The organism is Kitasatospora sp. NPDC004614 (assembly GCF_042873675.1).
In the GTDB taxonomy this organism is placed as follows: Bacteria; Actinomycetota; Actinomycetes; order Streptomycetales; family Streptomycetaceae; genus Kitasatospora.
Genome location: NZ_JBIALR010000003.1, coordinates 13,704 through 37,969, shown reverse-complemented (window position 1 = coordinate 37,969; position 24,266 = coordinate 13,704). Strand labels below are relative to the sequence as shown.

Genomic DNA, 24,266 nt, shown 5'->3' with positions numbered 1-24,266 from the left:
TCAGCGGCCCTGCGGACGCGGGAGCGGCAGTCGGGACACCAGGTCGAGCACCACGTTCTCCACGGTGCGGCGGCTCAGCTGGGTCTCCGAGGTGGGCAGCAGACGGTGCGCCAGCACCGGCACGGCCAGCGCCTGGATGTCGTCCGGCAGCACGTAGTCGCGGCCGTCCAGGGCGGCGTGCGCGCGGGCCGCGCGGACCAGGTGCAGGGTGGCCCGGGGGGAGGCGCCGAGCCGCAGCTCGGGGGTGTTGCGGGTGGCGGCGACCAGGTCGACGGCGTACCGGCGGACCGGGTCGGAGACGTACACGCCCTTGACCACGTTGATCAGCTTGAGCAGGTCGGAGGCGTGCGCGACCGGCTGCAGCTTGTCCAGCGGATTGGCGGCCGAGTGCAGGTCGAGCATCGCGTACTCGGCCTCGGGGCTCGGGTAGCCGATCGAGATGCGGGCCATGAAGCGGTCGCGCTGGGCCTCCGGCAGGGCGTAGGTGCCCTCCATCTCGACCGGGTTCTGGGTGGCGATCACCATGAACGGCGAGGGCAGCTCGTAGGAGGTGCCGTCGATGGTGACCTGACGCTCCTCCATCGACTCCAGCAGCGCCGACTGGGTCTTCGGCGAGGCCCGGTTGATCTCGTCGCCGACCACGATCTGCGCGAAGATCGCGCCGGGCCGGAACTCGAAGTCCCGCTGGTACTGGTCGAAGACGTTGGTGCCGGTGACGTCGGACGGCAGCAGGTCCGGGGTGAACTGGATCCGGCGGACCGTGCAGTCCACCGAGCGGGCCAGCGCCTTGGCGAGCATGGTCTTGCCGACGCCGGGCACGTCCTCCAGCAGCAGGTGGCCCTCGGCGAGCAGCACGGTCAGCGCGATCCGGACCGCCTCGGGCTTGCCCTCGATCACGCTCTCGACGGACGCCCGGACCCGGTCGACCACCGCCGTCAACTCCGCCAGCCCGGCAGGCTCCCGGCGCTCGTGCCGGTCCGCCGTCGGCTGCTCCGAGCCCTGCCCGTTGATGGTCGTCACCCGTACGCTCCCATGTGCAGCAGTCACCGGGCGGCTGGTTCGACCTCCGCCCACCCCGAATACTTGGCGCATTCTTCCCTGTCCCCCGGCCAGAAGTCACCCGGCCGGGCGACTCGCGAAGGCTGTCCCGGTTTGGGACGAGGGTGCGGGCCGAACGGTTTCAGCGGATTTCGCGGAGCAGCCCGGTGTGCACGTCGAAGACGAATCCGCGCACGTCGTCGCGGTGCGGCAGGAACGGCGAGGTCCGTACCCGCTGCATGGACTGGCGGACGTCGCCGTCCAGATCGCTGAAGGCCTCCACCGCCCACTGTGGGCGCTGGCCGACCTCGCGCTCGAGTTCGTGCCGGAAGTCCTCGGTCAGGCCGAGCAGTCCGCAGCCGGTGTGGTGGATCAGCACCACCGTGCGGGTGCCCAGGGCGCGCTGGCTGATGGTCAGGGAACGGATGGTGTCGTCGGTGACCACGCCACCCGCGTTGCGGATGATGTGGGCGTCACCGAGTTCCAGGCCGAGTGCGGCGAACAGGTCGAGCCGGGCGTCCATGCACGCCACCACGGCGACCTTGCGCACCGGACGGGCGTCCATGCCGCCGTCCCGGAAGGTCTCGGCGTAGGAGCGGTTGGCTGCCACGAAGCGGTCGGTCTCGGACGGCCGGTCGGTGCCGGGAGCAGGTGCCATGGCGACGACGGTAGTGGGGTCGCGCGGGCGGCGGGGCCCACCTGCGAAAGCCTTTACCAGCCCTCTTCGGACGGCTTCGACCCGGTTCGACCGGCGCACCCGGAGCGTTCCGCGCCCCGTCCGGTCGGGGGCCCTCAGTACGGGCCCGACCTGCGCAAACCGATACGGCCGGGCGGGTGGTGCGCCGTCGCGGAGCGTTGACTGGCGAGGCGTGGGCGATAGTCTGGCGGCGCAGTGGAGCACGGCGGAAGGCACCCGGCAACCGGGCGCCCGGCCGCTCTCCGCACCGGGCCCACCGGCCCGTACGCAGCCCGCGGCCTCCTCCCGCTCCGTGCCCACCTGGCGCACCTTCCCCGGCGCCGGGCGGTCGCTCCTTCCCCCGAGCGAGCGGGCGGGGACCACGGGTGGCGTGCGGAACCGGCGGGCCGGTAGGCGAGAATGGCGGGGCCACACCTGCACCTGAGGAAGGGCCCCGCCCCCGTATGAGTACCGACAGCCCCAACCCCCGGCACATTCCGGTGATGCTGGAGCGCTGCCTGGACGCGCTCGCCCCGGCGATCTCCGCGCCCGGCGCCGTGGTGGTGGACGCCACCCTGGGCCTGGGCGGCCACAGCGAGGCACTGCTGACCCGCTTCCCCGAGGTCCGGCTGGTCGCCGTGGACCGCGACCCGCAGGCACTGAAGCTGTCCGGCGAGCGGCTGGCCCGCTTCGGCGAGCGCGCCACCCTGGTGCACGCGGTCTACGACGAGATCCCGCAGGTGCTGGCCGACCTCGGCATCCCCGCTGTGCAGGGCGTGCTGTTCGACCTCGGCGTGTCCTCGATGCAGCTGGACGAGGCCGACCGCGGCTTCGCCTACGCCCAGGACGCGCCGCTGGACATGCGGATGGACCAGACCCGCGGCATCTCCGCCGCCGAGGTCCTCAACACCTACAGCCACGGCGACCTGGCCCGGATCCTGAAGGTGTACGGCGAGGAGCGGTTCGCCGGGAAGATCGCCTCCGCGGTGCTGCGGGAACGCGAGAAGGAACCGTTCACCACCAGTGCTCGTCTGGTGGAGTTGGTGCGGAATGCCATTCCGGCCGCCACCCGGCGGACCGGCGGCAACCCGGCCAAGCGGACCTTCCAGGCGCTGCGGATCGAGGTCAACGGCGAACTGGAGGTGCTGGACCGGGCCATTCCCGGCGCACTGGACGCCCTCGCGATGGGCGGTCGGATCGTCGTGATGTCCTACCAGTCCTTGGAGGACCGTCTGGTCAAGCAATACCTCCAGGCCGGGGCCACCTCGACCGCCCCGCCGGGCCTGCCGGTGATCCCCGAGGAGCTCCAGCCCTGGCTGAAGTTGCTCACCCGAGGAGCCGAACTGGCGACCGAGGAGGAGATCGAGGAGAACCGGCGCGCCGCACCCGTTCGGCTGCGCGTGGCGGAGAGGATCAGGGAGACCCGGAGGTAGCCAGCCGCCGGGAGCAGCGGAACGAAGGGGAGTGGAGCGGTGCCGGTGGCCGGCGAGCGGACCCGGGGGCGCGTCCCCGGGCAGGGGGGCAGGGCACGGATCACCGTCCGGCCCGGGGCGCGCTCGATGCGGGGGCGCGCCCCGTTCGCGGTGCTGGTGGTGACTCTGCTGTCGGCCGGGCTGCTCGGCCTGCTGATGCTCAACACCGCCCTCAACGAGGGCTCGTTCACGATGTCCCGGCTGAAGAAGCAGACCACCGAGGCCACCGACCAGCAGCAGTCCCTCCAGCAGGAGATCGCCGCCCAGTCCGCGCCCGACGCGCTGGAGCAGCGCGCCCGCGAGCTCGGCATGGTCCCCGGCGGCGCCCCGGTCTTCCTCGGCGCCGACGGCAGCGTCACCGGCAAGCCCAAGGCCGCCGAGGACAGCCCGCCGGTGCCGCGCAGCAGTTCCGATCCCTGGCAGCGCCCCGGCGGCGCCTCCGGCTCGCCGTCGCCCTCGGCGGCGCCGAGCTCCGGCGACCCGGGCATCGAGCTGGCCCCCGCGCCGCCCGCCAGTGCCCCGGCCGGGGCCCAGCGGTGAGCCGTCCGCCAGGCGACGCCGACCGCCCGCGCCGCACCCCGCCGGCCGGCGGCCGCCCCGCCGCGCCCCGCCGCCGGGTCGGCGAGCCGCGCCGTTCCGCCGACGGCGCCCCGCCGCGCCCGGCCCGTCCGGCCCGCCCGCGGCCGTCCGACGGGGAGCGCCGGCCCGCCGCCCGGCCCCGGCCGCGCCCCGACGTCCGCCGCCCCGCCCCGGGCCGCCGCCCGGCGTCCGCCCCGCGGGCCATCAAGCTGGCCGATCCGAAGCGCCGGCTGCGGCTGGTGACGGTCAGTCTGGGCCTGGTGTTCGCGATCTTCGCGGGCCGGCTGGTGCAGCTCCAGCTGCTGGACTCCGACGCGCTGGCGGCCGGCGCGGGCGCCAACAAGTACGTGCGGGTGAAGCTGCCCGCCGAGCGCGGCTCGATCACCGCCGCCGACGGCACCGTGCTGGCCACCACCGTGGACGCGTACGACATCACCGCCGACCCGACCATGTTCACCCCCGAGGCGACCCACCTTCCGGACGCCCCGGAGCAGGCCGCGGGGCTGCTCGCGCCGATCCTCGGCGTGTCGAAGGAGAAGCTGGCGGGCTCGCTGCACCCGAACGCGAAGAACCCGAAGAGCCAGTACGCCCTGCTGACCTCCCGTCAGACCCCGCAGGCCAAGGCGCAGATCGCCGACCTGAAGTCCTCGCTGGCCAGGCAGACCGACACGGCCAACTGCCGGGGCCAGCGCGAACTGCTCGGCAAGCCCGCCGAGAAGGGCGGCCGGCAGTTCCTCGACAACGCCTGCGTGAACCCGCTGGCCGGGGTGTTCTGGGAGCAGTCGACCAAGCGCAGCTACCCGGCGAACGGCCTGGCCGCCAACCTGGTCGGCTTCGTCAACGCCGAGGGCACCGGCACCGGCGGCCTGGAACTCCAGTACCAGCAACAGCTGGCCGGCGAGGACGGCTACTCCACCTACGCCTCGGCCGGGGGCCGCCGGGTCGCCACCGCCGGCGGCAGCCGGCAGGACGCGGTGCCCGGCAACGACCTGCGGCTGACGGTGAACCCGGACATCCAGTGGGCGGCGCAGCGTGCCATCACCGACCAGGTGTCCAACTCCGGTGCGGAGAAGGGCTATGTGATCGTCCAGGACGTGAAGACCGGTCAGGTGCTGGCGATGGCGTCATCCCCGGGCTTCAACCCGAACGACCTGTCCTCGGCCCGCGCCGACCAGCTCGGCAACCCGGCCCTGCAGGACGCCTACGAGCCGGGCTCCACCGCGAAGCTGATGACCATGGCCGCGGTGCTGGACACCGGCTCGGCGAACTGGGACACCCACGTCACCGTGCCGAACACCCTGCAGCGCTCCGACCGGGTGTTCCACGACGACATCGACCACGAGACCTGGTACCTGACGCTGGCCGGCGTGCTCGCCAAGTCGTCCAACATCGGCACCATCGAGGCCGCCGAACACCTGGGCGCCACCCAAGCCGAGTCCAACAAGGTGCTCGCCGGGTACCTCGACAAGTTCGGCATCGGCAAGCCCACCGGGCTGGGATTCCCCGGGGAGACCCGCGGCATCCTGGCCAAGCCGGAGGACTGGAACGGCTCGCAGCAGTACACCATCCCGTTCGGCCAGGGCCTCTCGGTGAACGCCCTGCAGGCCACCTCGGTGTTCTCCACCATCGCCAACGGCGGCGTACGGGTCGCGCCCAGTCTGCTGGCCGGCACCACCGGCCCGGACGGGCGGTTCACGCCCGCGCCGGCCGGGGCGCAGAGCCGGGTGGTGACGGAAGCGACCGCGAAGACGCTGACCGAGATGCTGGAGTCCGTCGTCACCGACGAGCAGGGCACCGGCAACAAGGCGCAGATCCCGGGCTACCGGGTGGCCGGAAAGACCGGCACCGCCGACCGGGTGGACCCGAAGACCGGCAAGTACTCCGGGTACACCGCCTCCTTCATCGGCTTCGCGCCCGCCGACCAGCCCCGGGTGACGGTTTCCTGCGTCATCCAGCACCCGGTCAACGGGCACTTCGGCGGGCAGCTGTGCGGGCCCGTGTTCAAGCAGGTGATGGAGTTCACCCTCAAGACCCTCCAGGTTCCGCCGAGCGGCAGCGAGGCGCCGAACCTGCCCGTCGACTGGAAGCCCTGAGATGAGCGACACCCCCGACACTTCGCGGCGCGCCGAGCGCGATGTGAGCAGCGTCACGACCGGGGCCCGGTTTGGCCCAGGGGGGCATGGGGCCGATAGCCTTCCGGCCGTGCCGAAATCCGATCAAATCTCCGCGAGTCCCCCTCGTCCGAGCCGCGCCGCGGCGCTGCCCCTCGCCGAGGCGGCCCGGTTGCTCGGGCTGCCGACCGTTGACGGGCCCGCCGTCACCGGCATCACCCACGACTCCCGGGCGGTGCGTCCGGGCGACGTGTACGTCGCCTTCCCCGGCGCCAACCACCACGGTGCGGCGTTCGCCGCCGGTGCGGTGGCGTCCGGCGCGGTCGCGGTGCTCACCGACGCCGCCGGCGCGGAGCTGGCCGCCGGCGCGGGCGTGCCGCTGCTGGTGGTGGACAGCCCGCGAGCGGTGATGGGCGAGCTCGCCGCGGCGGTCTACGGGGCCGCCGCCGAGCGGATGCTGATGATCGGCCTGACCGGCACCAACGGCAAGACCACCACCTCGTACCTGGTCGAGGGCGGCCTGCGCGGGGCCGGCCGGCTGCCCGGCGTGATCGGCACCGTCGAGATGCGGGTCGGCACCGAGCGGATCAAGTCCGAGCGCACCACCCCCGAGGCCACCGACCTGCACGCGGTGCTCGCCGTGATGAACGAGTCCGGCGCCGACTCGGTGGTCATGGAGGTCTCCAGCCACGCGCTGGTGTACGGCCGCACCGACGGCGTGGCCTACGACGTCGCGCTGTTCAACAACCTGACGCCGGAACACCTCGACTTCCACCCCGACATGGAGGACTACTACCGGGCCAAGGCCCGGCTGTTCGAGCCCGGCAAGGCCCGGCTCGGCGTCGCCAACCGCGACGACTCCTACGGCCGCCGGCTGGCCGGCGAGGCCCGGATCCCGATGGTGACGTTCTCCGCCGCGGGCGACCCGGCAGCCGACTGGCGCGCCGTCGACGTCCAGCTCGGCCCGGCCGGCTCCACCTTCACCGTGCTCGGCCCGGACGGCGCCCGCGCCGAGGCCTCGGTGCCGCTCCCCGGCCCGTTCAACGTCTCCAACGCGCTCGGCGCGATCACCGCGCTGGTCACCGCCGGCATCGAGCTGGACGCCGCGGTCGCCGGGGTGGCCCAGGTCCCGGGCGTGCCCGGCCGGCTGGAGAAGGTCGACGCCGGGCAGGCGTACGTCGCCGTGGTCGACTACGCGCACAAGCCGGACGCGCTCAGCGCCGTGCTCGCCTCGCTGCGCGAGGTCACCAAGGGCCGGCTGCACGTCGTCGTCGGCTGCGGCGGCGACCGCGACCCGTACAAGCGCGCCCCGATGGGGGCGATCGCCGCCCGGCTCGCCGACACCGCCGTCCTCACCAGCGACAACCCGCGTTCCGAGGACGCGCTGGCGATCCTCGCCACCATGCTGAGCGGCGCCGCCGAGGTGCCCGAGGACGAGCGCGCCGAGGTGCTCGCCGTCCCCGACCGCGCCGAGGCGATCGCGCTGGCCGTCGCCCGGGCGCACGCCGGGGACACCGTCCTGGTGGCGGGCAAGGGCCACGAGCTCGGGCAGTACGTGAAGGGCGAGGTCCGCCCGTTCGACGACCGCGAGGTACTGCGGGTCGCGATGGAGCAGTTGATGGAGGCAGACCGGTGATCGCACTTTCCCTGGCCGAGGCCGCGAAGGCGGTCGACGGCACCCTGGACGCGGCCGACCCGGACGCGCTGATCACCGGCGCGGTGGTCACCGACAACCGGAAGATCGAGCCCGGCGGCCTGTTCGTGTGCGTGCTCGGCGAACGCGTCGACGGCCACGACTTCGCCGCCAAGGCGGTCGCCGACGGCGCGGTCGCGGTGCTCGCCACCCGCCCGGTCGGCGTGCCCGCGATCCTGGTCGACGACGTGGTCGTCGCGCTCGGCCGGCTCGCCCGCGCCGTGGTCGCCCGCGCCCCGCAGGCCGCGCTGGTGGGCCTTACCGGATCCTCCGGCAAGACCTCCACCAAGGACCTGATCGCCCAGGTGCTGTCCGTTGCCGGTGAGACGGTGTACGCCACCGGCAACGCCAACAACGAGATCGGCCACCCGCTGACGGCCCTGCGGATCACTCCGACCACCCGTCACCTGGTGATGGAGATGGGCGCCCGACACAAGGGCGACATCGAGTACCTGACCGGCATCACCCCGCCCACCGTCGGCCTGGTGCTGAACATCGGCACCGCGCACGTCGGCGAGTTCGGCTCCAAGCAGGGCATCGCCGAGGCCAAGGGCGAGATGGTGGAGGCGCTGTCGGCCGACGGCGTCGCCGTGCTGAACGCCGACGACCCGCTGGTGCGTGCCATGAGCAGCCGCACCAAGGCCCGCGTCGTGCTGTTCGGCGAATCCTCGGACGCACACATCCGTGCCACCGATGTTCGCCTGGACGCCACCGGGCGGCCACAGTTCACGCTCAGCACCCCGGCCGGTTCCGCACCCGTGCAGCTGCGCCTGTACGGTGAGCACCACGTCTCGAACGCCCTCGCCGCCGCTGCGGTGGCGGTGGAGCTCGGGATGCCCGTCGACCGCGTCGCCGAGGCACTCGGCGAAGCCGGTGCGCTGTCCCGTTGGCGCATGGAGGTGGTCGACCGGGCCGATGGCCTGACCGTCGTCAACGACGCCTACAATGCGAACCCGGAGTCCATGCGGGCCGCGCTGCGGGCACTGGCGACGATGGCGGGCAAGGGCCCGGAGCGCCGCCGCACCTGGGCGGTGCTCGGTGAGATGCGGGAGCTCGGCGAGGACAGCTTCGACGAGCACGACGCCATCGGACGGCTCGCCGTCCGGCTCGACATCACCAAGCTGGTGGCGGTCGGCGGACGCGAGGCGGCCCGGATGGAACTGGGCGCGAGAAACGAAGGTTCGTGGGGTGAGGAGTCGGTGCTGGTGTCCGACGCGGACGCGGCGATCGAGCTGCTGCGCAGTCAGGTGCGGCCGGGGGACGTGGTCCTGGTGAAGGCATCCCGTTCGGTCGGCCTCGAGAAGGTCGCCGAGGCACTGCTCGCGGACGGTGCCGCGAAGTGAAGCAGATCCTCTTCTCCGGCCTGATCGGCCTGGTGCTGACGCTGCTCGGCACCCCCGCCCTGATCAAGCTGCTCGCCAAGCACGGGTACGGCCAGTACATCCGTGACGACGGCCCCAAGGCGCACCACAGCAAGAAGGGCACGCCCACCATGGGCGGCATTGCCTTCATCCTGGCCACCCTGATCGCCTACTTCGCGACTAAGGCGATAACGGGCGAGTCGCCCACTGCCTCCGGCCTGCTGGTGCTGTTCCTGACCACCGGCCTGGGCCTGGTCGGCTTCCTGGACGACTACATCAAGGTGGTCAAGCGCCGTTCGCTGGGCCTGCGGGCCAAGGCGAAGCTGCTCGGCCAGTCCTTCGTGGCGCTCGCCTTCGCCATCCTGGCGCTCCAGTTCAGCGACAGCCGCGGCCTGACCCCGGCGTCCACGCACCTGTCGTTCGCGCAGGACTTCAAGTGGGCCGTCGGCCCGGTGCTGTTCGTCCTCTTCGCCTACTTCATGATCGCCGCGATGTCGAACGGCGTGAACCTGACGGACGGTCTGGACGGCCTCGCCACCGGCGCCTCGGTGATGGTCTTCGGCGCCTACACCTTCATCGGCCTGTGGGAGCACACCCAGAACTGCGCCTACGCGATCAAGGCCACCGCGTCCTGCTTCGAGGTCCGCGACCCGCTGGACCTCGCCGTGGTCGCCGCCGCCCTGATGGGTTCCTGCTTCGGCTTCCTGTGGTGGAACACCTCGCCCGCGAAGATCTTCATGGGTGACACCGGCTCGCTCGCCCTCGGCGGCGCCCTGGCCGGTCTGGCCATCGTCTCCCGCACCGAGCTGCTGCTCGCCGTCCTCGGCGGCCTGTTCGTGATCATCACCCTTTCGGTGATCATCCAGGTCGGCTCGTTCCGGATGACCGGCAAGCGCGTTTTCAAGATGGCGCCACTCCAGCACCACTTCGAACTCAAGGGCTGGAGCGAAGTCCTGATCGTGGTCCGGTTCTGGATCATCCAGGGCCTGTGCGTCGCCGTCGGACTCGGACTCTTCTACGCGGGATGGGTGACCGGATGATCAACCCGGAGTGGGCCGGCCTGCCGGTCGTCGTCGCGGGACTCGGCCTCTCCGGGGTCAGCGCCGCCCGAGTCCTGCACGGGCTCGGCGCGCACGTCACCGTCGTGGACGGCGGCACCGGCCCCGCGCTGGACGCCAAGGCCGCCGCCCTCACCGAACAGGGCATCGCCGTCCGCCTCGGCGACGGCACCACCCTGCCCGAGGGCACCCGGCTGATCGTCACCTCGCCGGGCTGGGCCCCCGACAGCCCGCTGTTCGGCGCCGCCGAGCAGGCCGGCGTCCCGGTCTGGGGCGACGTCGAACTCGCCTGGCGGCTGCGCACCCCACACCCCGCCACCGGCGAGCCGGCCCCCTGGCTGGCCGTCACCGGCACCAACGGCAAGACCACCACCGTCCAGATGCTGGCGTCCATCCTCACCGCCGCCGGCAAGCGCACCGCCGCCGTCGGCAACGTGGGCGTCTCGGTGCTGGACGCGGTCCTCGCCGAGGAGCCCTACGACGTCCTCGCCGTCGAACTCTCCAGCTACCAGCTGCACTGGGCGCCCTCGCTGCGCGTCCACTCCGGCGCGGTGCTCAACCTGGCCCCCGACCACCTCGACTGGCACGGCTCGATGGAGGCCTACGCCGCCGACAAGGGCCGGATCTACCAGGGCAACCAGGTCGCCTGCGTCTACAACCTCGCCGACCCCGCCACCGAGGCACTGGTCCGCGAGGCCGACGTCGAGGAGGGCTGCCGCGCGATCGGCTTCGGCCTCGACGCCCCCAGCATCTCCAACCTCGGCGTCGTGGACGGCCTGCTGGTCGACCGCGCCTTCGTCGCCGACCGGGACCGGGCCGCCGCGGAGATCGGCGCCGTCGCCGACATCCACCCGCCGGCGCCGCACAACATCGCCAACGCGCTCGCCGCCGCCGCGCTCGCCCGGGCGTACGGCGTGGACGCCAAGGCCGTCCGCGACGGGCTGCGCGCCTTCCGGCCCGACGCCCACCGCATCGCGCACGTCGCCGAGGTCGACGGCGTGACCTACGTGGACGACTCCAAGGCCACCAACACCCACGCGACGGCCGCCTCGCTGGCCGCCTACCGCCCCGTGGTGTGGATCGCCGGCGGCCTCGCCAAGGGCGCGACGTTCGACCAGCTGGTCGCCGACGCGGCCCCCCGGCTGCGGGCCGCCGTGCTGATCGGCCAGGACCGGCAGCTGATCCGCGAGGCGCTGGCGCGACACGCCCCGGAAGTCCCGGTGTTCGAACCCGCGCCCGGGAAGACTGGCGCCGAGGCGATGGCCGAGATCGTCCGCGTGGCGGCCGCCGCCGCGCAGAAGGGCGACACCGTCCTGCTCGCACCCGCCTGCGCGTCGATGGACATGTTCACCAACTACGGTGAGCGCGGGGACATGTTCGCGGCGGCGGTTCGAAGCATCTAGGGACGTGTGGGGGCACCTCTCAGCCCTAGCGGGCCGGGAGGTGCCCCCACGCGCCCCTGTCCAGTGGCCCCGAAATGATGAAGGAGACGGACGTGCCGCCCAGCGAGAAGCAGCCGCGTCTGCGACTGGTCTCGGCGACCACGACCACCTTCAAGTCCGCAGGACCCGTCGCGCGGGTGCGCGCAGCGCGTGAGCGGTTCGGGTACTTGATGGCCCGTCCGTTGACGCCCTACTACCTGATCCTGGGTTCGGCGGCGCTGCTGGTGGTGCTCGGGCTGGTGATGGTGTTCTCCGCCTCGCAGAGCGTGGTGGTGGACTTCGGGCTGCCGATGACGTTCTTCTTCCGCAAGCAGCTGATCGCCGTGCTGCTGGGCGGGGCGATCGCCGTCGCGCTCACCCGGGCGCCGGTGAAGGTGCTGCGCACCGCCGTGTACCCGCTGCTGTTCGGGGTGGTGGCCGCGCTGGTGCTGGTGGCGATCCCGGGCATCGGGGTGCGGATCAACGGCAACCGGAACTGGATCAGCCTGGGCTTCTTCCAGATCCAGCCGTCCGAGTTCGCCAAGCTCGCGCTGCTGCTGTGGGCGGCCGACCTGCTGGCCCGCAAGCAGCGCACCCACATGCTCAACCAGTGGAAGCACCTGCTGGTCCCGCTGGTGCCCGGCACCGTCGTGCTGATGATGCTGATCATGCTGGGCGGCGACATGGGCACCACGATGGTGCTGGTCGCGATGCTGTTCGGCCTGCTCTGGATGGTCGGCGCGCCGCTGCGGCTGTTCGCGGCCACCCTGGGCATCGCGGTGGTCGCGTGCACCGCGCTGATCATCACGGTGCCGCACCGCCTGGGCCGGCTGGCCTGCGTCGGCGTCACCAAGCCGGACCCCAACCTGGACTGCTTCCAGGCACTGCACGGACTGTACGCGCTGGCCGCCGGCGGGCCGTTCGGATCCGGACTGGGTGCGGGCGTCGAGAAATGGGGGCAACTCCCGGAGGCGCACACCGACTTCATCTTCGCGGCGACCGGCGAGGAGCTCGGCCTGGTGGGGACGCTGTCCGTGCTCGCGCTCTTCGCGGCACTAGGCTACGCGGGTATCCGTGTGGCTCTCAGCACCACGGACCCGTTCGTCCGGTACGCGGCGGGCGCCGCCACCACGTGGATCATGGCTCAGGCCGTGGTCAACCTGGGGTCGGCGCTGGGACTCCTGCCCATCGCGGGCGTCCCGCTGCCGCTGTTCTCGTACGGTGGTTCCGCGATGCTGTCGGCCATGTGCGCCATCGGGCTGCTGCTGTGCTTCGCGCGCAGCACCCCGGCGGCGAAGGCAGCGCTGGCTGCCCGGCCCCGCCGATGGCGTAAAGGGGCCAACTCCCGGTTCGGGTCCGTCCTGGACCGGGTGGTGCCAGGTAGGAAAACCACAGCGCGGAAGGTCCCCGGGCCAACGCGCAGGGAGCGGTGAATTTCGGTGCATGTCGTACTCGCCGGCGGCGGGACCGCCGGCCACATCGAGCCGGCCATGGCGCTCGCGGACGCGCTGCGCAGGCACGACCCGTCCGTCGGAATCACCGCCCTCGGCACCGAGCGCGGCCTGGAGACCCGGCTGGTCCCGGAGCGCGGCTACGAGCTGGCGCTGATCCCGGCGGTGCCGCTGCCCCGTAAGCCCACCCCCGAGCTGATCACCGTCCCGGGCCGGCTGCGCGGCACCGTGCGGGCCGCCCAGGAGGTCATCGAGCGGGTCAACGCCGACGCGGTGGTCGGCTTCGGCGGCTACGTGGCGATGCCCGCCTACCTGGCCGCCAAGCGCGCCGGGGTGCCGATCGTGGTGCACGAGGCGAACGCCCGTCCGGGCCTGGCCAACAAGATCGGCGCCCGCTACAGCGACTTCGTGGCGGTCTCCACCCCGGACTCCAAGCTGCGCGACTCCCGCTACATCGGCATCCCGCTGCGCCGCACCATCGCCACCCTGGACCGCGGCACGGTGCGCGCGGAGGCCCGGCACTACTTCGGCCTGGACCAGCGCCTGCCCACCCTGCTGGTGTCCGGCGGCTCGCAGGGCGCCCGCCGGCTGAACGAGACGGTGCAGGCGATCGCGCCCCGGCTCCAGCAGTACGGCGTGCAGATCCTGCACGCGGTCGGCCCGAAGAACGAGCTGCCGACCATCGACGACATCCCGGGCATGCCGCCGTACCGCGCGGTGCCGTACGTGGACCGGATGGACCTGGCGTACGCGGCGGCCGACATGATGCTCTGCCGGGCCGGCGCGATGACGGTGGCCGAGCTGGCCGCGGTCGGCCTGCCGGCCGCGTTCGTGCCGTTGCCGATCGGCAACGGCGAGCAGCGGCTGAACGCCCAGCCGATGGTGAAGGCCGGCGGTGGCCTGCTGGTGGACGACGCCGACCTGACCACGGACTGGGTCCTGAAGAACGTGCTGCCGGTGCTCACCGACCCGGCGAAGCTGTGGGAGATGTCGCGCTCCGCCGCCGAGTTCGGCCGCCGGGACGCCGACGACCTGCTGGTGCAGATGGTGTACGAGGCGATCGAGGCCGGCCGCGGCGGCCGCCGCCGTGGCTGACGAGGACTACGAGGAGGAGTTCGGGGAGGACGGCGACGAGGCCCGTCCGCCCCGGCTCCGACTGTCCCGCAGGGGCGTGCTGGTGCTGGCGGTGCTCGGCGCCCTGGTGCTCGGCGCGCTCGGCTGGACGGTGTTCTTCTCCTCCGCGCTGGAGGTCCGCCGGGTGGCCGTCCAGGGCCTGGACTCCGGTAAGTTGAGCCAGGACGAGGTGGAGCGGGCGCTCGGCTCCACCGCCCGCGGCCCGCTGGCCCGGGTGGACCTGGGCCGGGCCGAGCAACTGGTGGGCAAGGTGCCCCGGGTGGCCCGGGTCGAGGTGTGGCGCGGCTGGCCGCACACGCTGCGGGTGAAGGTGACGGAACGTCAACCGGTGGCGGCGATCCGTGCCGAGGACGGCCGGTTCGTCCAGGTCGACGCGCTGGGTGTGGAATTCGCCACCGAGCCGCAGCCGCCGAGCGGCGTACCGCTGGTGGCGCTCGAACTCGGCCAGCCGGCCAACGACGCACTGGCCGTCATCGACCGCCCCACGCTGGTCCGTTCGGCGATCACGGTGGCCGCCGGCCTCCCGTCGGAGGTGGCGAAGCAGGCCGGTTCGCTCACGGTCTATTCGTACGACGACATCCGCCTCCAACTCGCCTCCGGCGCAACGGTTCGCTGGGGCAGCGCGGAGGACACCGCCCGCAAGGCACGGGTGTTGACGGCCCTGCTCGGCCGGAAGGCGTCGAATTACGACGTGAGTGCGCCGGATGCTCCGGCGGTGTCCGGCTGATCCGGTAAGTTCATTGCCCGGGGGAGGTATTGACGGAGCCGAGGCTCCGGTCCGACCCTTGGTGGTCACCCCGGTTTCACCGGGGGGTCGATGATCACATAGGCTCAAAAGAAAAAGGGAAGCTCGGCGTGTTCGTTGGAACACGCGTTGGTTGCGACCTACTGTCCTGTGTCAACGAGCTGTGCTTGACAACGAACTGACACCGGCACAGCGATAACCCTCAACCTCAAGTTTAGGGTTCGGGTTGGAACCACGTGCTTCCCACCCATCGACATCCGTCGGCCTTCGTATCCAGGGGAGCCGACCCGGAAATTCGAGGCGAGAGGCCCCGACGTGGCAGCACCCCAGAATTACCTCGCGGTCATCAAGGTCGTCGGCATCGGTGGCGGAGGCGTCAACGCCATCAACCGGATGATCGAGGTCGGGCTCAAGGGCGTCGAGTTCATCGCGATCAACACCGATGCGCAGGCCCTCCTGATGAGCGACGCCGACGTGAAGCTCGACGTCGGCCGTGAGCTCACCCGCGGCCTCGGCGCCGGCGCCAACCCGGAGGTCGGCCGGAAGGCCGCGGAGGACCACCGCGAGGAGATCGAGGAGGTCCTCAAGGGGGCCGACATGGTCTTCGTGACGGCCGGCGAGGGCGGCGGCACCGGCACCGGCGGCGCGCCCGTGGTGGCCAACATCGCCCGCTCGCTCGGCGCGCTGACCATCGGTGTGGTCACCCGCCCGTTCACCTTCGAGGGCCGCCGTCGCGCCAACCAGGCCGAGGACGGCATCGCCTCGCTGCGCGAGCAGGTCGACACCCTGATCGTGATCCCCAACGACCGGCTGCTGTCGATCTCCGACCGCCAGGTCTCGGTGCTGGACGCGTTCCGCTCCGCCGACCAGGTGCTGCTCTCCGGTGTCCAGGGCATCACCGACCTGATCACCACCCCGGGTCTGATCAACCTGGACTTTGCCGACGTCAAGTCGGTGATGTCGGACGCCGGTTCGGCGCTGATGGGGATCGGCTCGGCGCGCGGCGAGGACCGTGCCAAGGCCGCCGCCGTGATGGCGATCTCCTCGCCGCTGCTGGAGGCCTCGATCGACGGCGCCCGCGGTGTGCTGCTGTCCATCTCCGGCGGCTCCGACCTCGGCCTGTTCGAGATCAACGAGGCGGCCCAGCTGGTCAGCGAGGCCGCCCACCCCGAGGCGAACATCATCTTCGGTGCGGTCATCGACGACGCGCTCGGCGACGAGGTCCGGGTCACCGTGATCGCGGCAGGCTTCGACGGCGGGCAGCCGCCGGCCATCGTCCGCGAGCCGGTGGTCAAGTCGGCCTCCAGCTCAGCGTCGAGCAGCAGCTCCCCGGCCGCCCCGGAGCGTCCGGCCACCCGCCCGTCCTACGGTTCGATCGGTTCGGTCACCCGCTCCGACGAGCCGACCCGTCCGTCCGAGGCCCCGGTGCCGGTGACCACCGCCGCGCCGGTGCCGCCGCAGGTGCAGCCGGTGCGCCAGCCGTACGTCGAGAGCCCCGCCGAGGAGCTCGACGTGCCGGACTTCCTGAAGTGATCCAAGCGGCCTTTCGCAACGGTGCTCACTTCGCCTCCACCACCCGGTGGGGCGGGGTGAGCACCGCGCCGTACGGGGAGCTCAACCTCGGCGGTGCGGTGGGCGACTCGCCCGAAGCCGTAGTGCAGAACCGTTTCTTCGCAGCCCGCGAACTGGGACTGGATCCGGCCGATGTGGTCTGGATGAACCAGGTGCACGGCGCCGACGTCGCGGTGGTGACGGACCGCCAGCCCGCCGGGTACGCCCCGACGGTGGACGCGGTGGTCACCGACCGTCCGCTGGCCCTCGCGGTGCTCACCGCCGACTGCGTGCCGGTGCTGCTGGCCGACCCCGAGGCCGGCGTGACCGGCGCGGCGCACGCCGGGCGACCGGGCCTGGCGGCGGGGGTCGTCCCCGCGGTGGTCGCCGCGATGCGTGAACTCGGGGCCCGCCCCGAGCGGATCCTCGCCGCCACCGGCCCCGCCGTGTGTGGCCGTTGCTACGAAGTGCCGGAGGCGATGCGCGCCGAGGTGGCCGCGCTCGTCCCGGCCGCCCGGTCGGAAACCTCCTGGGGCACTCCCGCCCTGGACGTGCCGGCCGGCGTCGCCGCCCAACTCGCCGAGGCGGGCGTGCGCGATGTGGTGCGATCTTCTGTCTGCACCATGGAATCCCCGGACCACTACTCCTACCGTCGGGAGCAGCGGACCGGCCGACTCGCAAGCTACGTCTGGCTGGGGCCTGCACTCTCATGACGAACGACATCTTCGGTCCGTTCCCCGGTGGCGCCGACTTCGCGGCCGCCCTGACGGACGCTCAGCGCGACCGCTTCGACCAACTCGGTGCCAACCTCGACGTGGTCGAGCGGCGGATCGCCGACGCCTGTGCCGCGGCCGGGCGCCCGCGCGAGGAGGTCACCCTGATCGTGGTGACCAAGACCTACCCTGCCGAGGACACCGCGCTGCTCGCCGGACTCGGCGTCACCGACGTTGCGGAGAACCGCGACCAGGACGCCGCCCCGAAGGCCGAACGCTGCGTCAACCTCCCGTTGACCTGGCACTTCGTCGGCCAGCTGCAGACCAACAAGGCCCGTTCGGTGGTCCGTTACGCCGATCTGGTGCATTCGGTGGACCGGGACCGTCTGGTCGACTCGCTCGCCGCGGCCGTCCGCAACGTCGAACGGCCGCCGCTGGGCTGCCTGGTGCAGGTCGCTCTTGACAAGGAGTCGGGCGAGGGCGAGCACCGTGCGGGCGTGGCGCCCGCCGACGTGCTCGCGCTGGCCGGGAAGATCGCCGACACGCCCGGGCTGCGAATGGACGGTGTGATGACGGTCGCACCGCTCGCGGGCCCCTTGGCGGGCGACCCCGCGCGCTCCTTCGCGCGCCTTGCGGAAATCGCAAGCGCCGTACGCGCCGAGCATCCGACTGCCACGATGGTTTCGGCAGGGATGAGCGGAGATTTGGAGCAGGCGATCGCCGCCGGAGCGACACATGTACGCGTCGGTACGGCGGTACTCGGAGTGCGGTCACCGCTCGGGTAACGTCACCGAGTAAGTAGATCAGACTGCAGGACAAAATAGGACAGAACCTAGCAGATGATCAGTCTGCTGGGCAACCGTGGATCGCATCCGAGCGCACACCTCCGCGGTCTGACGGACCGTCGGCCTGACCGGCCGTGACCATCACGGCGTCCGCAGGTGAACGGTGGGCGCATGAGCGGAGGAGACAGCAGCATGGCCGGCGCGATGCGCAAAATGGCGGTCTATCTCGGCCTGGTCGAGGACGAGACCTACGACAGCCAGGGGTACGACCCCGACGACGACTACGACACGGACCCGGAGCCGATCCGCACCGGTCGCACCGAGGACCTGCGGGCCGCGGCCCCCGCCGCGGCGGCCGCCGCGCAGCCGGCGCCCGTGGCCCAGATCGCGCCCCAGCCGGTGCCCGCCGCGGTGCCGATCCGTCAGGAGCAGCCGCGCATGGCTCCCGTGTCGTCCATCACATCCGAGCGCCACCGCAACCTGGAGAAGAGCACCCCGGTGATCATGCCCAAGGTCGTCAACGAACGAGAGCCCTACCGCATCACCACGCTGCACCCCCGGACCTACAACGAGGCCCGTACGATCGGGGAGCAGTTCCGTGGCGGCACGCCCGTGATCATGAATTTGACCGAGATGGACGACACGGATGCCAAGCGGCTCGTAGACTTCGCGGCTGGACTGGTCTTCGGTCTGCACGGCAGTATCGAGCGCGTGACACAGAAGGTGTTCCTCCTGTCGCCTGCTAACGTCGATGTCACGGCGGAGGACAAGGCTCGGATCGCCGAGGGTGGGTTCTTCAACCAGAGCTGACCCGGCCACGACTTTCTGTGTGGATCAGTTTGACAGTGCGTCACTGACGGACTGCCGGTCAGGGAGAGGGAGAAGTGATGGGGATCTTCGGTTCGGTGCTCTATTGGGTGCTGACCGTGTTCCTGTTGATCCTGCTCTTCAGGCTGGTGATGGACTGGGTGTTCCAGTTCGCTCGATCGTGGCGTCCTGGGAAGGCCATGGTCGTGGTGCTGGAGGCCACGTACACTGTCACGGATCCGCCACTCAAGCTTCTTCGGCGATTCATCCCGCCGTTGCGTCTCGGGGGCGTGGCGCTCGACCTGTCCTTCTTCGTACTGATGATCATTGTGTATGTCCTGATCTCGCTCGTGCAGCGCCTGTCGTTCTGAACGATGCGACAGGATGCCGGTCCGACGATCACGTTGAGGTGAAGAGATGCCATTGACCCCCGAGGACGTTCGGAACAAGCAGTTCACGACCGTCCGGCTGCGCGAAGGCTATGACGAGGACGAGGTCGATGCCTTCCTCGACGAGGTCGAAGCCGAGCTGACCCGCCTGCTGCGCGAGAACGAGGACCTGCGCGCCAAGCTGGCGGCCGCCACCCGTGCTGCCGCGCAGAACCAGGCGAACATGCGCAAGGAGCAGCAGGCTCCGCAGGACGGCGGACGCCCCGGCGCTCCCGTGCCCGCCGCCATATCCGGCCCCCCGGTGCCCGGCCAGCAGCAGGGCCCCGGTCCGCAGCAGCTCGGTGGCCCGCAGCAGCTCGCCGGCCCCCAGCAGGGGATGGGCAACCAGCCGCTCGGCCTGCCGTCCGGCGCGCCGCAGCTGCCTGCCGGTCAGGGCGGCCCGATGGGCGGTCCGATGGGCAACCCGATGCAGCAGCAGCAGATGGGCCAGACCATGGGCGGCCAGCAGCAGCTGGTCCAGCCGATGGGCGGTCAGATGCTGCAGCCGATGGGCAACCCGATGCAGCAGCAGATGGGTCAGACCATGGGCGGGCAGCAGCTCGGCGGGCAGCAGCTCGGTGGGCAGCAGCTCCAGCCGATGGGTGGCCAGCAGCTGCAGCCGATGGGTGGCCCGATGGGCAACCCGATGCAGCAGCAGCAGGGTCCCGGTGGCGACAGCGCCGCCCGGGTGCTCGCGCTCGCCCAGCAGACTGCCGACCAGGCCATCTCCGAGGCCCGTTCCGAGGCCAACAAGATTGTCGGCGAGGCCCGCAGCCGCGCCGAGGGTCTGGAGCGCGACGCCCGTGCCAAGGCTGACGCGCTGGAGCGGGACGCGCAGGAGAAGCACCGCGTCGCGATGGGCTCGCTGGAGTCCGCCCGCGCCACGCTGGAGCGCAAGGTCGAGGACCTGCGTGCCTTCGAGCGCGAGTACCGCACGCGACTGAAGTCCTACCTGGAGACCCAGCTGCGTCAGCTGGAGTCGCAGGCGGACGACTCGCTCGCCCCGCCGCGGATCCCCGCCACCGCGTCGCTGCCGCCGGCCGCGTCGTCGATGGCGCCCGCCGGTGCCGGCGCGATGTCCTCCTCGGCACCGTCGTTCGGGTCCACCCCGTCCTTCGGCGGCAACCAGTCCTTCGGTGGCAGCTCCTTCGGCAGCTCGGCCGGCACCCCGTCGTTCGGTGGCGCCTCCGCGAGCTCCAACGGGGCGATGGCGCCGGCGGGCATGACCCAGCCGATGGCGGCCGTGCGGCCGCAGCCTCCGCAGCCGATGCAGCAGGCTCCCGCTCCGATGCGAGGGTTCCTGATCGACGAGGACGGCGACAACTAGCGGTCCCGCAACGCGTAATCGAAAGGGCGCCCTTGGCCACGACGGCCGGGGGCGCCCTTCGCGTTTGCGCGTGGAGTCGGTGGGTCGGGCGCACAGAGATCCGCCCGGGGACGGGAGTTCGGTCCTCGGGCGGATCTTGCGGTTCGTGCGAGGTTGCTCGCGCGAGCGGGTGGGTGTGAGAAGGGGCGCTGGGGGTACCCCCAGGCGAAGCCGAGGGGCGGAACTGCGCGCCGAGCGCAGGCCCGTCCGCAAGGTCGCGATCACGTGCAAGTCATTGCTCGCGTCGCGATCTTGCGGTTGGGGCCTTCCGCTTCGCGCAGTTCCACGCGCCCCTGACCGTTAGGCCCGTCGCAGCGTGAACTCCAGCGAGAGGCTCTCGTCGGAGAAGCGGGGGGCGTCGGGGTCGGTGATGGTGAGGCCGAGGGACTCGGCCAGGACCTCGGCGGCGACCAGGGACTGGTGCTCGGTCAGCGCGGCGAGGGTGTCCTCGTCGGTGGTGGCGAGCTGGAGGTGGATGCGGTCGGCGACGTCCAGGCCGGAGTTCTTGCGGGCCTCCTGGATCTGGCGGATCGCGTCGCGGACCACGCCGAGGCGCTTGAGCTCGGGGGTGATCGCCAGGTCGAGGGCGACGGTCGCGCCGGACTCGTTGGCGACGGCCCAACCCTCGCGCGGGGTCTCGGTGATGATGACCTCGTCGGGGGAGAGGGCCACCGTCTCGCCGTTCAGTTCGACCGAGGTCTCGCCAGTGGCGCGCAGCTCCGCGGCGAGGCGGGCGGCGTCGGCCGCGGCGACGGCCTTGGCGACGTCCTGGACGCCCTTGCCGAAACGCTTGCCGAGGGCACGGAAGTTGGCCTTGGCGGAGGTGTCGACGAGGGAGCCGCCGACCGCAGCGAGGGACTCCAGGACGGAGACGTTGAGCTCTTCGGCGATCTGGGCGCGCAGGTCGGCGGGGAGTTCCTCCCAGCCCTGGGCGGCGATCAGCGCGCGGGACAGCGGCTGACGCGTCTTGACGCCGCTCTCGGCGCGGGTGGCGCGGCCGAGTTCGACCAGGCGGCGGACCAGTGCCATGTGCTTGGAGAGCTCGGTGTCGATGAGCGTCTCGTCGGCGACCGGCCAGCTGCTGAGGTGGACGGAGAGCGGGGCATCCGGGGTGACCGGGACGACCAGGTCCTGCCAGACCCGCTCGGTGATGAACGGGGTCAGCGGGGCCATCAGGCGGGTGACGGTCTCCAGCGCCTCGTGCAGGGTGGCGAGCGCGGCGGCGTCGCCCTGCCAGAAGCGGCGGCGGCCGCGGCGGACGTACCAGTTGGAGAGGTCGTCGACGAAGCCGGACAGCAGCTTGCCGGCCCGCTGGGTGTCGTACGCCTCGTAGGAGGCGTCCACCTCGCGCACCAGGGTGTGCAGTTCGGACAGCACCCAGCGGTCGAGCTGCGGGCGCTCGGCGGCGGACGGGTCGTTGGCCGAGGGGGCCCAGCCGGCGGTGCGGGCGTACAGGGCCTGGAAGGCGACGGTGTTCCAGTAGGTGAGGAGGGTCTTGCGGACCACCTCCTGGATCGTTCCGTGGCCGACCCGGCGGGCCGACCAGGGGGAGCCGCCGGCGGCCATGAACCAGCGGATCGCGTCGGCGCCGTGCTGGTCCATCAGCGGGATCGGCTGGAGGATGTTGCCCAGGTGCTTGGACATCTTCCGGCCGTCCTCGGCCAGGATGTGGCCCAGGCAGACGACGTTCTCGTAGCTGTTCTTGTCGAACACCAGGGTGCCGACGGCCATCAGCGTGTAGAACCAGCCGCGGGTCTGGTCGATCGCCTCGGAGATGAACTGCGCCGGGTAGCGCTGCTCGAACAGCTCCTTGTTGCGGTACGGGTAGCCGTACTGCGCGAACGGCATGGAACCCGAGTCGTACCAGGCGTCGATCACCTCGGGCACCCGGACCGCGGTGGTGGAGCACTGCGGGCAGGGGAAGGTGACCTCGTCGATGAACGGGCGGTGCGGGTCGAGGGCCGACTGGTCGGTGCCGGTCAGCTCGGAGAGCTGGGCGAGCGAGCCGACACAGGTCAGGTGGTCGTCCGCGCAGCGCCAGATCGGCAGCGGGGTGCCCCAGTAGCGGTTGCGGGACAGCGCCCAGTCGATGTTGTTGTTCAGCCAGTCGCCGAAGCGGCCGTGCTTGACCGTCTCCGGGTACCAGTTGGTGGCCTCGTTCTCACGGATCATCGCGTCCTTGACGGCGGTGGTCCGGATGTACCAGGACGGCTGCGCGTAGTACAGCAGCGCGGTGTGGCAGCGCCAGCAGTGCGGGTAGCTGTGCTCGTACGGGAGGTGACGGAACAGGAGGTCGCGGGCCTTCAGGTCGGCGACCAGGGTCTCGTCGGCCTTCTTGAAGAACACGCCGCCGACCAGCGGGACGTCCGCGGCGAAGGTGCCGTCGGTCTCCACCGGGTTGACCACGGGCAGGCCGTAGCGGCGGCAGGTCGCGAGGTCGTCGGCGCCGAAGGCGGGCGACTGGTGGACGATGCCGGTGCCGTCCTCGGTGGTGACGTAGTCGGCCGTCAGCACGTAGTGGGCGTCCGGGATCTCGACCAGCTCGAACGGGCGCTGGTAGGCCCAGCGCTCCATCTCGGCACCGGTGAAGGACTCGCCGGTGGTCTCCCAGCCTTCGCCGAGGGCCTTGGCGACCAGCGGCTCGGCGACCACCAGGCGCTCGTTGCCGTCGGTGGCGACCACGTAGGTCACCTCCGGGTGGACGGCTGCGGCGGTGTTGGAGACCAGGGTCCACGGGGTGGTGGTCCACACCAGCAGGGCGGCGTTGCCGGCCAGCGGGCCGGAGGTGAGCGGGAAGCGCACGAACACCGACGGGTCGACCACGGTCTCGTAGCCCTGGGCCAGCTCGTGGTCCGAGAGGCCGGTGCCGCAGCGCGGGCACCACGGGGCGACGCGGTGGTCCTGGACCAGCAGGCCCTTGTCGAAGATCTGCTGGAGCGACCACCAGACCGACTCGATGTAGGACGGGTCCATGGTGCGGTAGGCCTGGTCCATGTCGACCCAGTAGCCCATCCGCTCGGTGAGCTCGGCGAACGCGTCGGTGTACTGGGTGACCGACTCGCGGCACTTGGCGTTGAACTCGGCGATGCCGTACTTCTCGATGTCCGGCTTGCCGGAGAAGCCCAGCTCCTTCTCCACCGCGAGCTCCACCGGCAGGCCGTGGCAGTCCCAGCCGGCCTTGCGGGCCACGTGGTAGCCCTTCATGGTGCGGTAGCGCGGGAAGACGTCCTTGAAGACGCGGGCCTCGATGTGGTGGGCGCCCGGCATGCCGTTGGCGGTGGGCGGGCCCTCGTAGAACACCCACTCGGGGCGGCCCTCGGACTGCTCCAGGCTGCGCTGGAAGACCTTCTGGTCACGCCAGAAGGAAAGGATCTGGTGTTCGAGCACAGGCAGGTCGACCTGCGCGGGCACGGTGTTGTAGGTGGGCGACATGGGGTGCGTCTACCTCCGGCGGATGCGTGGACTGGCTCCGACGGAGGGACGAGACGGCGAGCCGCCCCGCGGTACCACCCTCCTTGACCGCGCGCGCTGCGGCCCTCTCTTTGGGTTTGCTGCCGGGTCTAGTAGGCCCTGTGAACTGGGCCGTTCTTCCGGCGGCTCCGGGGTGATCTTCCCGCCGTGCACGCCCCCGGGCTCGCACCGTCCCCGGGTCGCTCATGGCTGCGTACGTCGGTACTCGTCCCATCTGCGCCTTGCACGGCCCAGTGTATCGGCCCCCGCAAGCCGTTTCGCGCACCCGTGAGCCGGGTCCCGGGTGGTTAGCCGGAGGCGATCTGGGCACAACTTGTGCAGCGTCGGGACAGGCGGAGGCTGGGCGAGTGGGATCGCAGAAACGCTTCGGTATGTCCCGTTGTGGGGCGATTCGATGAGGTTTATC

General features: G+C 71.5%; 19 protein-coding genes. 16 read left to right on the top strand and 3 right to left on the bottom strand.

Going from position 1 to position 24,266, the window contains the following annotated elements; all coding sequences use genetic code 11:
* Together ACFYST_RS09600 and ACFYST_RS09595 are read right to left on the bottom strand one after the other, a co-directional pair.
* A complete protein-coding gene (locus ACFYST_RS09600; RefSeq protein WP_387861563.1) occupies positions 1-1,011 on the bottom strand; it encodes an AAA family ATPase in 1,011 nt (336 codons plus the stop codon).
* 169 nt (positions 1,012-1,180) lie between these two features.
* Positions 1,181-1,696, bottom strand: a complete 516-nt coding sequence (locus ACFYST_RS09595; RefSeq protein WP_387643772.1) for a beta-class carbonic anhydrase — start codon at positions 1,694-1,696, stop codon at positions 1,181-1,183.
* A gap of 482 nt (positions 1,697-2,178) precedes the next feature.
* Between ACFYST_RS09595 and rsmH the strand changes: the two genes are divergently transcribed.
* The 16 genes from rsmH (at position 2,179) to ACFYST_RS09515 (ending at position 20,350) form a co-directional block, all read left to right on the top strand.
* Positions 2,179-3,147, top strand: a complete 969-nt coding sequence (gene rsmH, locus ACFYST_RS09590; RefSeq protein WP_387643775.1) for a 16S rRNA (cytosine(1402)-N(4))-methyltransferase RsmH — start codon at positions 2,179-2,181, stop codon at positions 3,145-3,147.
* A 126-nt stretch (positions 3,148-3,273) separates the two neighbouring features.
* Complete coding sequence (locus ACFYST_RS09585) at positions 3,274-3,726, top strand: septum formation initiator family protein (protein WP_387861142.1); 453 nt, start codon at positions 3,274-3,276, stop codon at positions 3,724-3,726.
* The gene (locus ACFYST_RS09580; protein WP_387643780.1) at positions 3,723-5,858 is read left to right on the top strand and encodes a peptidoglycan D,D-transpeptidase FtsI family protein; all 2,136 of its coding nucleotides are present in this window, start codon (positions 3,723-3,725) and stop codon (positions 5,856-5,858) included. The genes ACFYST_RS09585 and ACFYST_RS09580 overlap by 4 nt, the downstream gene beginning before the upstream one ends.
* A gap of 1 nt (position 5,859) precedes the next feature.
* A complete protein-coding gene (locus tag ACFYST_RS09575) occupies positions 5,860-7,512 on the top strand; it encodes a UDP-N-acetylmuramoyl-L-alanyl-D-glutamate--2,6-diaminopimelate ligase (protein WP_387861140.1) in 1,653 nt (550 codons plus the stop codon).
* Entirely contained in the window at positions 7,509-8,912 is a 1,404-nt protein-coding gene (gene murF / locus ACFYST_RS09570) for a UDP-N-acetylmuramoyl-tripeptide--D-alanyl-D-alanine ligase (RefSeq protein WP_387861138.1), read from the top strand. The genes ACFYST_RS09575 and murF overlap by 4 nt, the downstream gene beginning before the upstream one ends.
* A complete protein-coding gene (gene mraY / locus ACFYST_RS09565; protein WP_387643787.1) occupies positions 8,909-9,970 on the top strand; it encodes a phospho-N-acetylmuramoyl-pentapeptide-transferase in 1,062 nt (353 codons plus the stop codon). The genes murF and mraY overlap by 4 nt, the downstream gene beginning before the upstream one ends.
* On the top strand, positions 9,955-11,391 hold the full coding sequence (murD, locus tag ACFYST_RS09560; protein WP_387861136.1) for a UDP-N-acetylmuramoyl-L-alanine--D-glutamate ligase: 1,437 nt from the start codon (positions 9,955-9,957) through the stop codon (positions 11,389-11,391). The genes mraY and murD overlap by 16 nt, the downstream gene beginning before the upstream one ends.
* Before the next feature lie 74 nt (positions 11,392-11,465).
* Entirely contained in the window at positions 11,466-12,842 is a 1,377-nt protein-coding gene (gene ftsW, locus ACFYST_RS09555; RefSeq protein ID WP_387643793.1) for a putative lipid II flippase FtsW, read from the top strand.
* A 6-nt stretch (positions 12,843-12,848) separates the two neighbouring features.
* On the top strand, positions 12,849-13,955 hold the full coding sequence (murG, locus tag ACFYST_RS09550; RefSeq protein WP_387643796.1) for an undecaprenyldiphospho-muramoylpentapeptide beta-N-acetylglucosaminyltransferase: 1,107 nt from the start codon (positions 12,849-12,851) through the stop codon (positions 13,953-13,955).
* Positions 13,948-14,721, top strand: a complete 774-nt coding sequence (locus ACFYST_RS09545) for a cell division protein FtsQ/DivIB (protein ID WP_387861134.1) — start codon at positions 13,948-13,950, stop codon at positions 14,719-14,721. Before murG ends, ACFYST_RS09545 begins: the two co-directional genes overlap by 8 nt.
* Positions 14,722-15,054: 333 nt before the next feature.
* A complete protein-coding gene (gene ftsZ / locus ACFYST_RS09540) occupies positions 15,055-16,272 on the top strand; it encodes a cell division protein FtsZ (RefSeq protein WP_387643802.1) in 1,218 nt (405 codons plus the stop codon).
* Positions 16,269-17,003 (top strand): peptidoglycan editing factor PgeF, encoded by a 735-nt coding sequence (gene pgeF / locus ACFYST_RS09535; protein WP_387643805.1) that lies wholly within the window; start codon positions 16,269-16,271, stop codon positions 17,001-17,003. Before ftsZ ends, pgeF begins: the two co-directional genes overlap by 4 nt.
* Positions 17,000-17,788: a YggS family pyridoxal phosphate-dependent enzyme gene (locus tag ACFYST_RS09530; protein ID WP_387861133.1), complete on the top strand. Its 789-nt coding sequence runs from the start codon at positions 17,000-17,002 to the stop codon at positions 17,786-17,788. The genes pgeF and ACFYST_RS09530 overlap by 4 nt, the downstream gene beginning before the upstream one ends.
* 192 nt (positions 17,789-17,980) lie before the next feature.
* Positions 17,981-18,598 (top strand): cell division protein SepF, encoded by a 618-nt coding sequence (locus ACFYST_RS09525; RefSeq protein ID WP_387643811.1) that lies wholly within the window; start codon positions 17,981-17,983, stop codon positions 18,596-18,598.
* A gap of 77 nt (positions 18,599-18,675) precedes the next feature.
* Positions 18,676-18,966, top strand: a complete 291-nt coding sequence (locus ACFYST_RS09520) for a YggT family protein (protein WP_033216891.1) — start codon at positions 18,676-18,678, stop codon at positions 18,964-18,966.
* Positions 18,967-19,012: 46 nt separating this feature from the next.
* A complete protein-coding gene (locus ACFYST_RS09515; protein ID WP_387643813.1) occupies positions 19,013-20,350 on the top strand; it encodes a DivIVA domain-containing protein in 1,338 nt (445 codons plus the stop codon).
* 339 nt (positions 20,351-20,689) lie between these two features.
* Here the strand turns inward: ACFYST_RS09515 and ileS are convergent, their stop codons facing one another.
* Positions 20,690-23,821, bottom strand: a complete 3,132-nt coding sequence (gene ileS, locus ACFYST_RS09510) for an isoleucine--tRNA ligase (protein ID WP_387861132.1) — start codon at positions 23,819-23,821, stop codon at positions 20,690-20,692.
* Positions 23,822-24,266 lie beyond the last annotated feature (445 nt).

Bases quoted from the DNA above. Each gene is read 5' to 3' on its own strand.
- ACFYST_RS09595 (WP_387643772.1), bottom strand. From the start codon at position 1,696: ATGGCACCTGCTCCCGGCACCGACCGGCCGTCCGAGACCGACCGCTTC.
- rsmH (WP_387643775.1), top strand. From the start codon at position 2,179: ATGAGTACCGACAGCCCCAACCCCCGGCACATTCCGGTGATGCTGGAG.
- ACFYST_RS09585 (WP_387861142.1), top strand. From the start codon at position 3,274: ATGCGGGGGCGCGCCCCGTTCGCGGTGCTGGTGGTGACTCTGCTGTCG.
- ACFYST_RS09575 (WP_387861140.1), top strand. From the start codon at position 5,860: ATGAGCGACACCCCCGACACTTCGCGGCGCGCCGAGCGCGATGTGAGC.
- murD (WP_387861136.1), top strand. From the start codon at position 9,955: ATGGGTGACCGGATGATCAACCCGGAGTGGGCCGGCCTGCCGGTCGTC.
- ftsW (WP_387643793.1), top strand. From the start codon at position 11,466: ATGATGAAGGAGACGGACGTGCCGCCCAGCGAGAAGCAGCCGCGTCTG.
- ACFYST_RS09530 (WP_387861133.1), top strand. From the start codon at position 17,000: ATGACGAACGACATCTTCGGTCCGTTCCCCGGTGGCGCCGACTTCGCG.
- ACFYST_RS09525 (WP_387643811.1), top strand. From the start codon at position 17,981: ATGGCCGGCGCGATGCGCAAAATGGCGGTCTATCTCGGCCTGGTCGAG.
- ACFYST_RS09520 (WP_033216891.1), top strand. From the start codon at position 18,676: ATGGGGATCTTCGGTTCGGTGCTCTATTGGGTGCTGACCGTGTTCCTG.
- ACFYST_RS09515 (WP_387643813.1), top strand. From the start codon at position 19,013: ATGCCATTGACCCCCGAGGACGTTCGGAACAAGCAGTTCACGACCGTC.
- ileS (WP_387861132.1), bottom strand. From the start codon at position 23,821: ATGTCGCCCACCTACAACACCGTGCCCGCGCAGGTCGACCTGCCTGTG.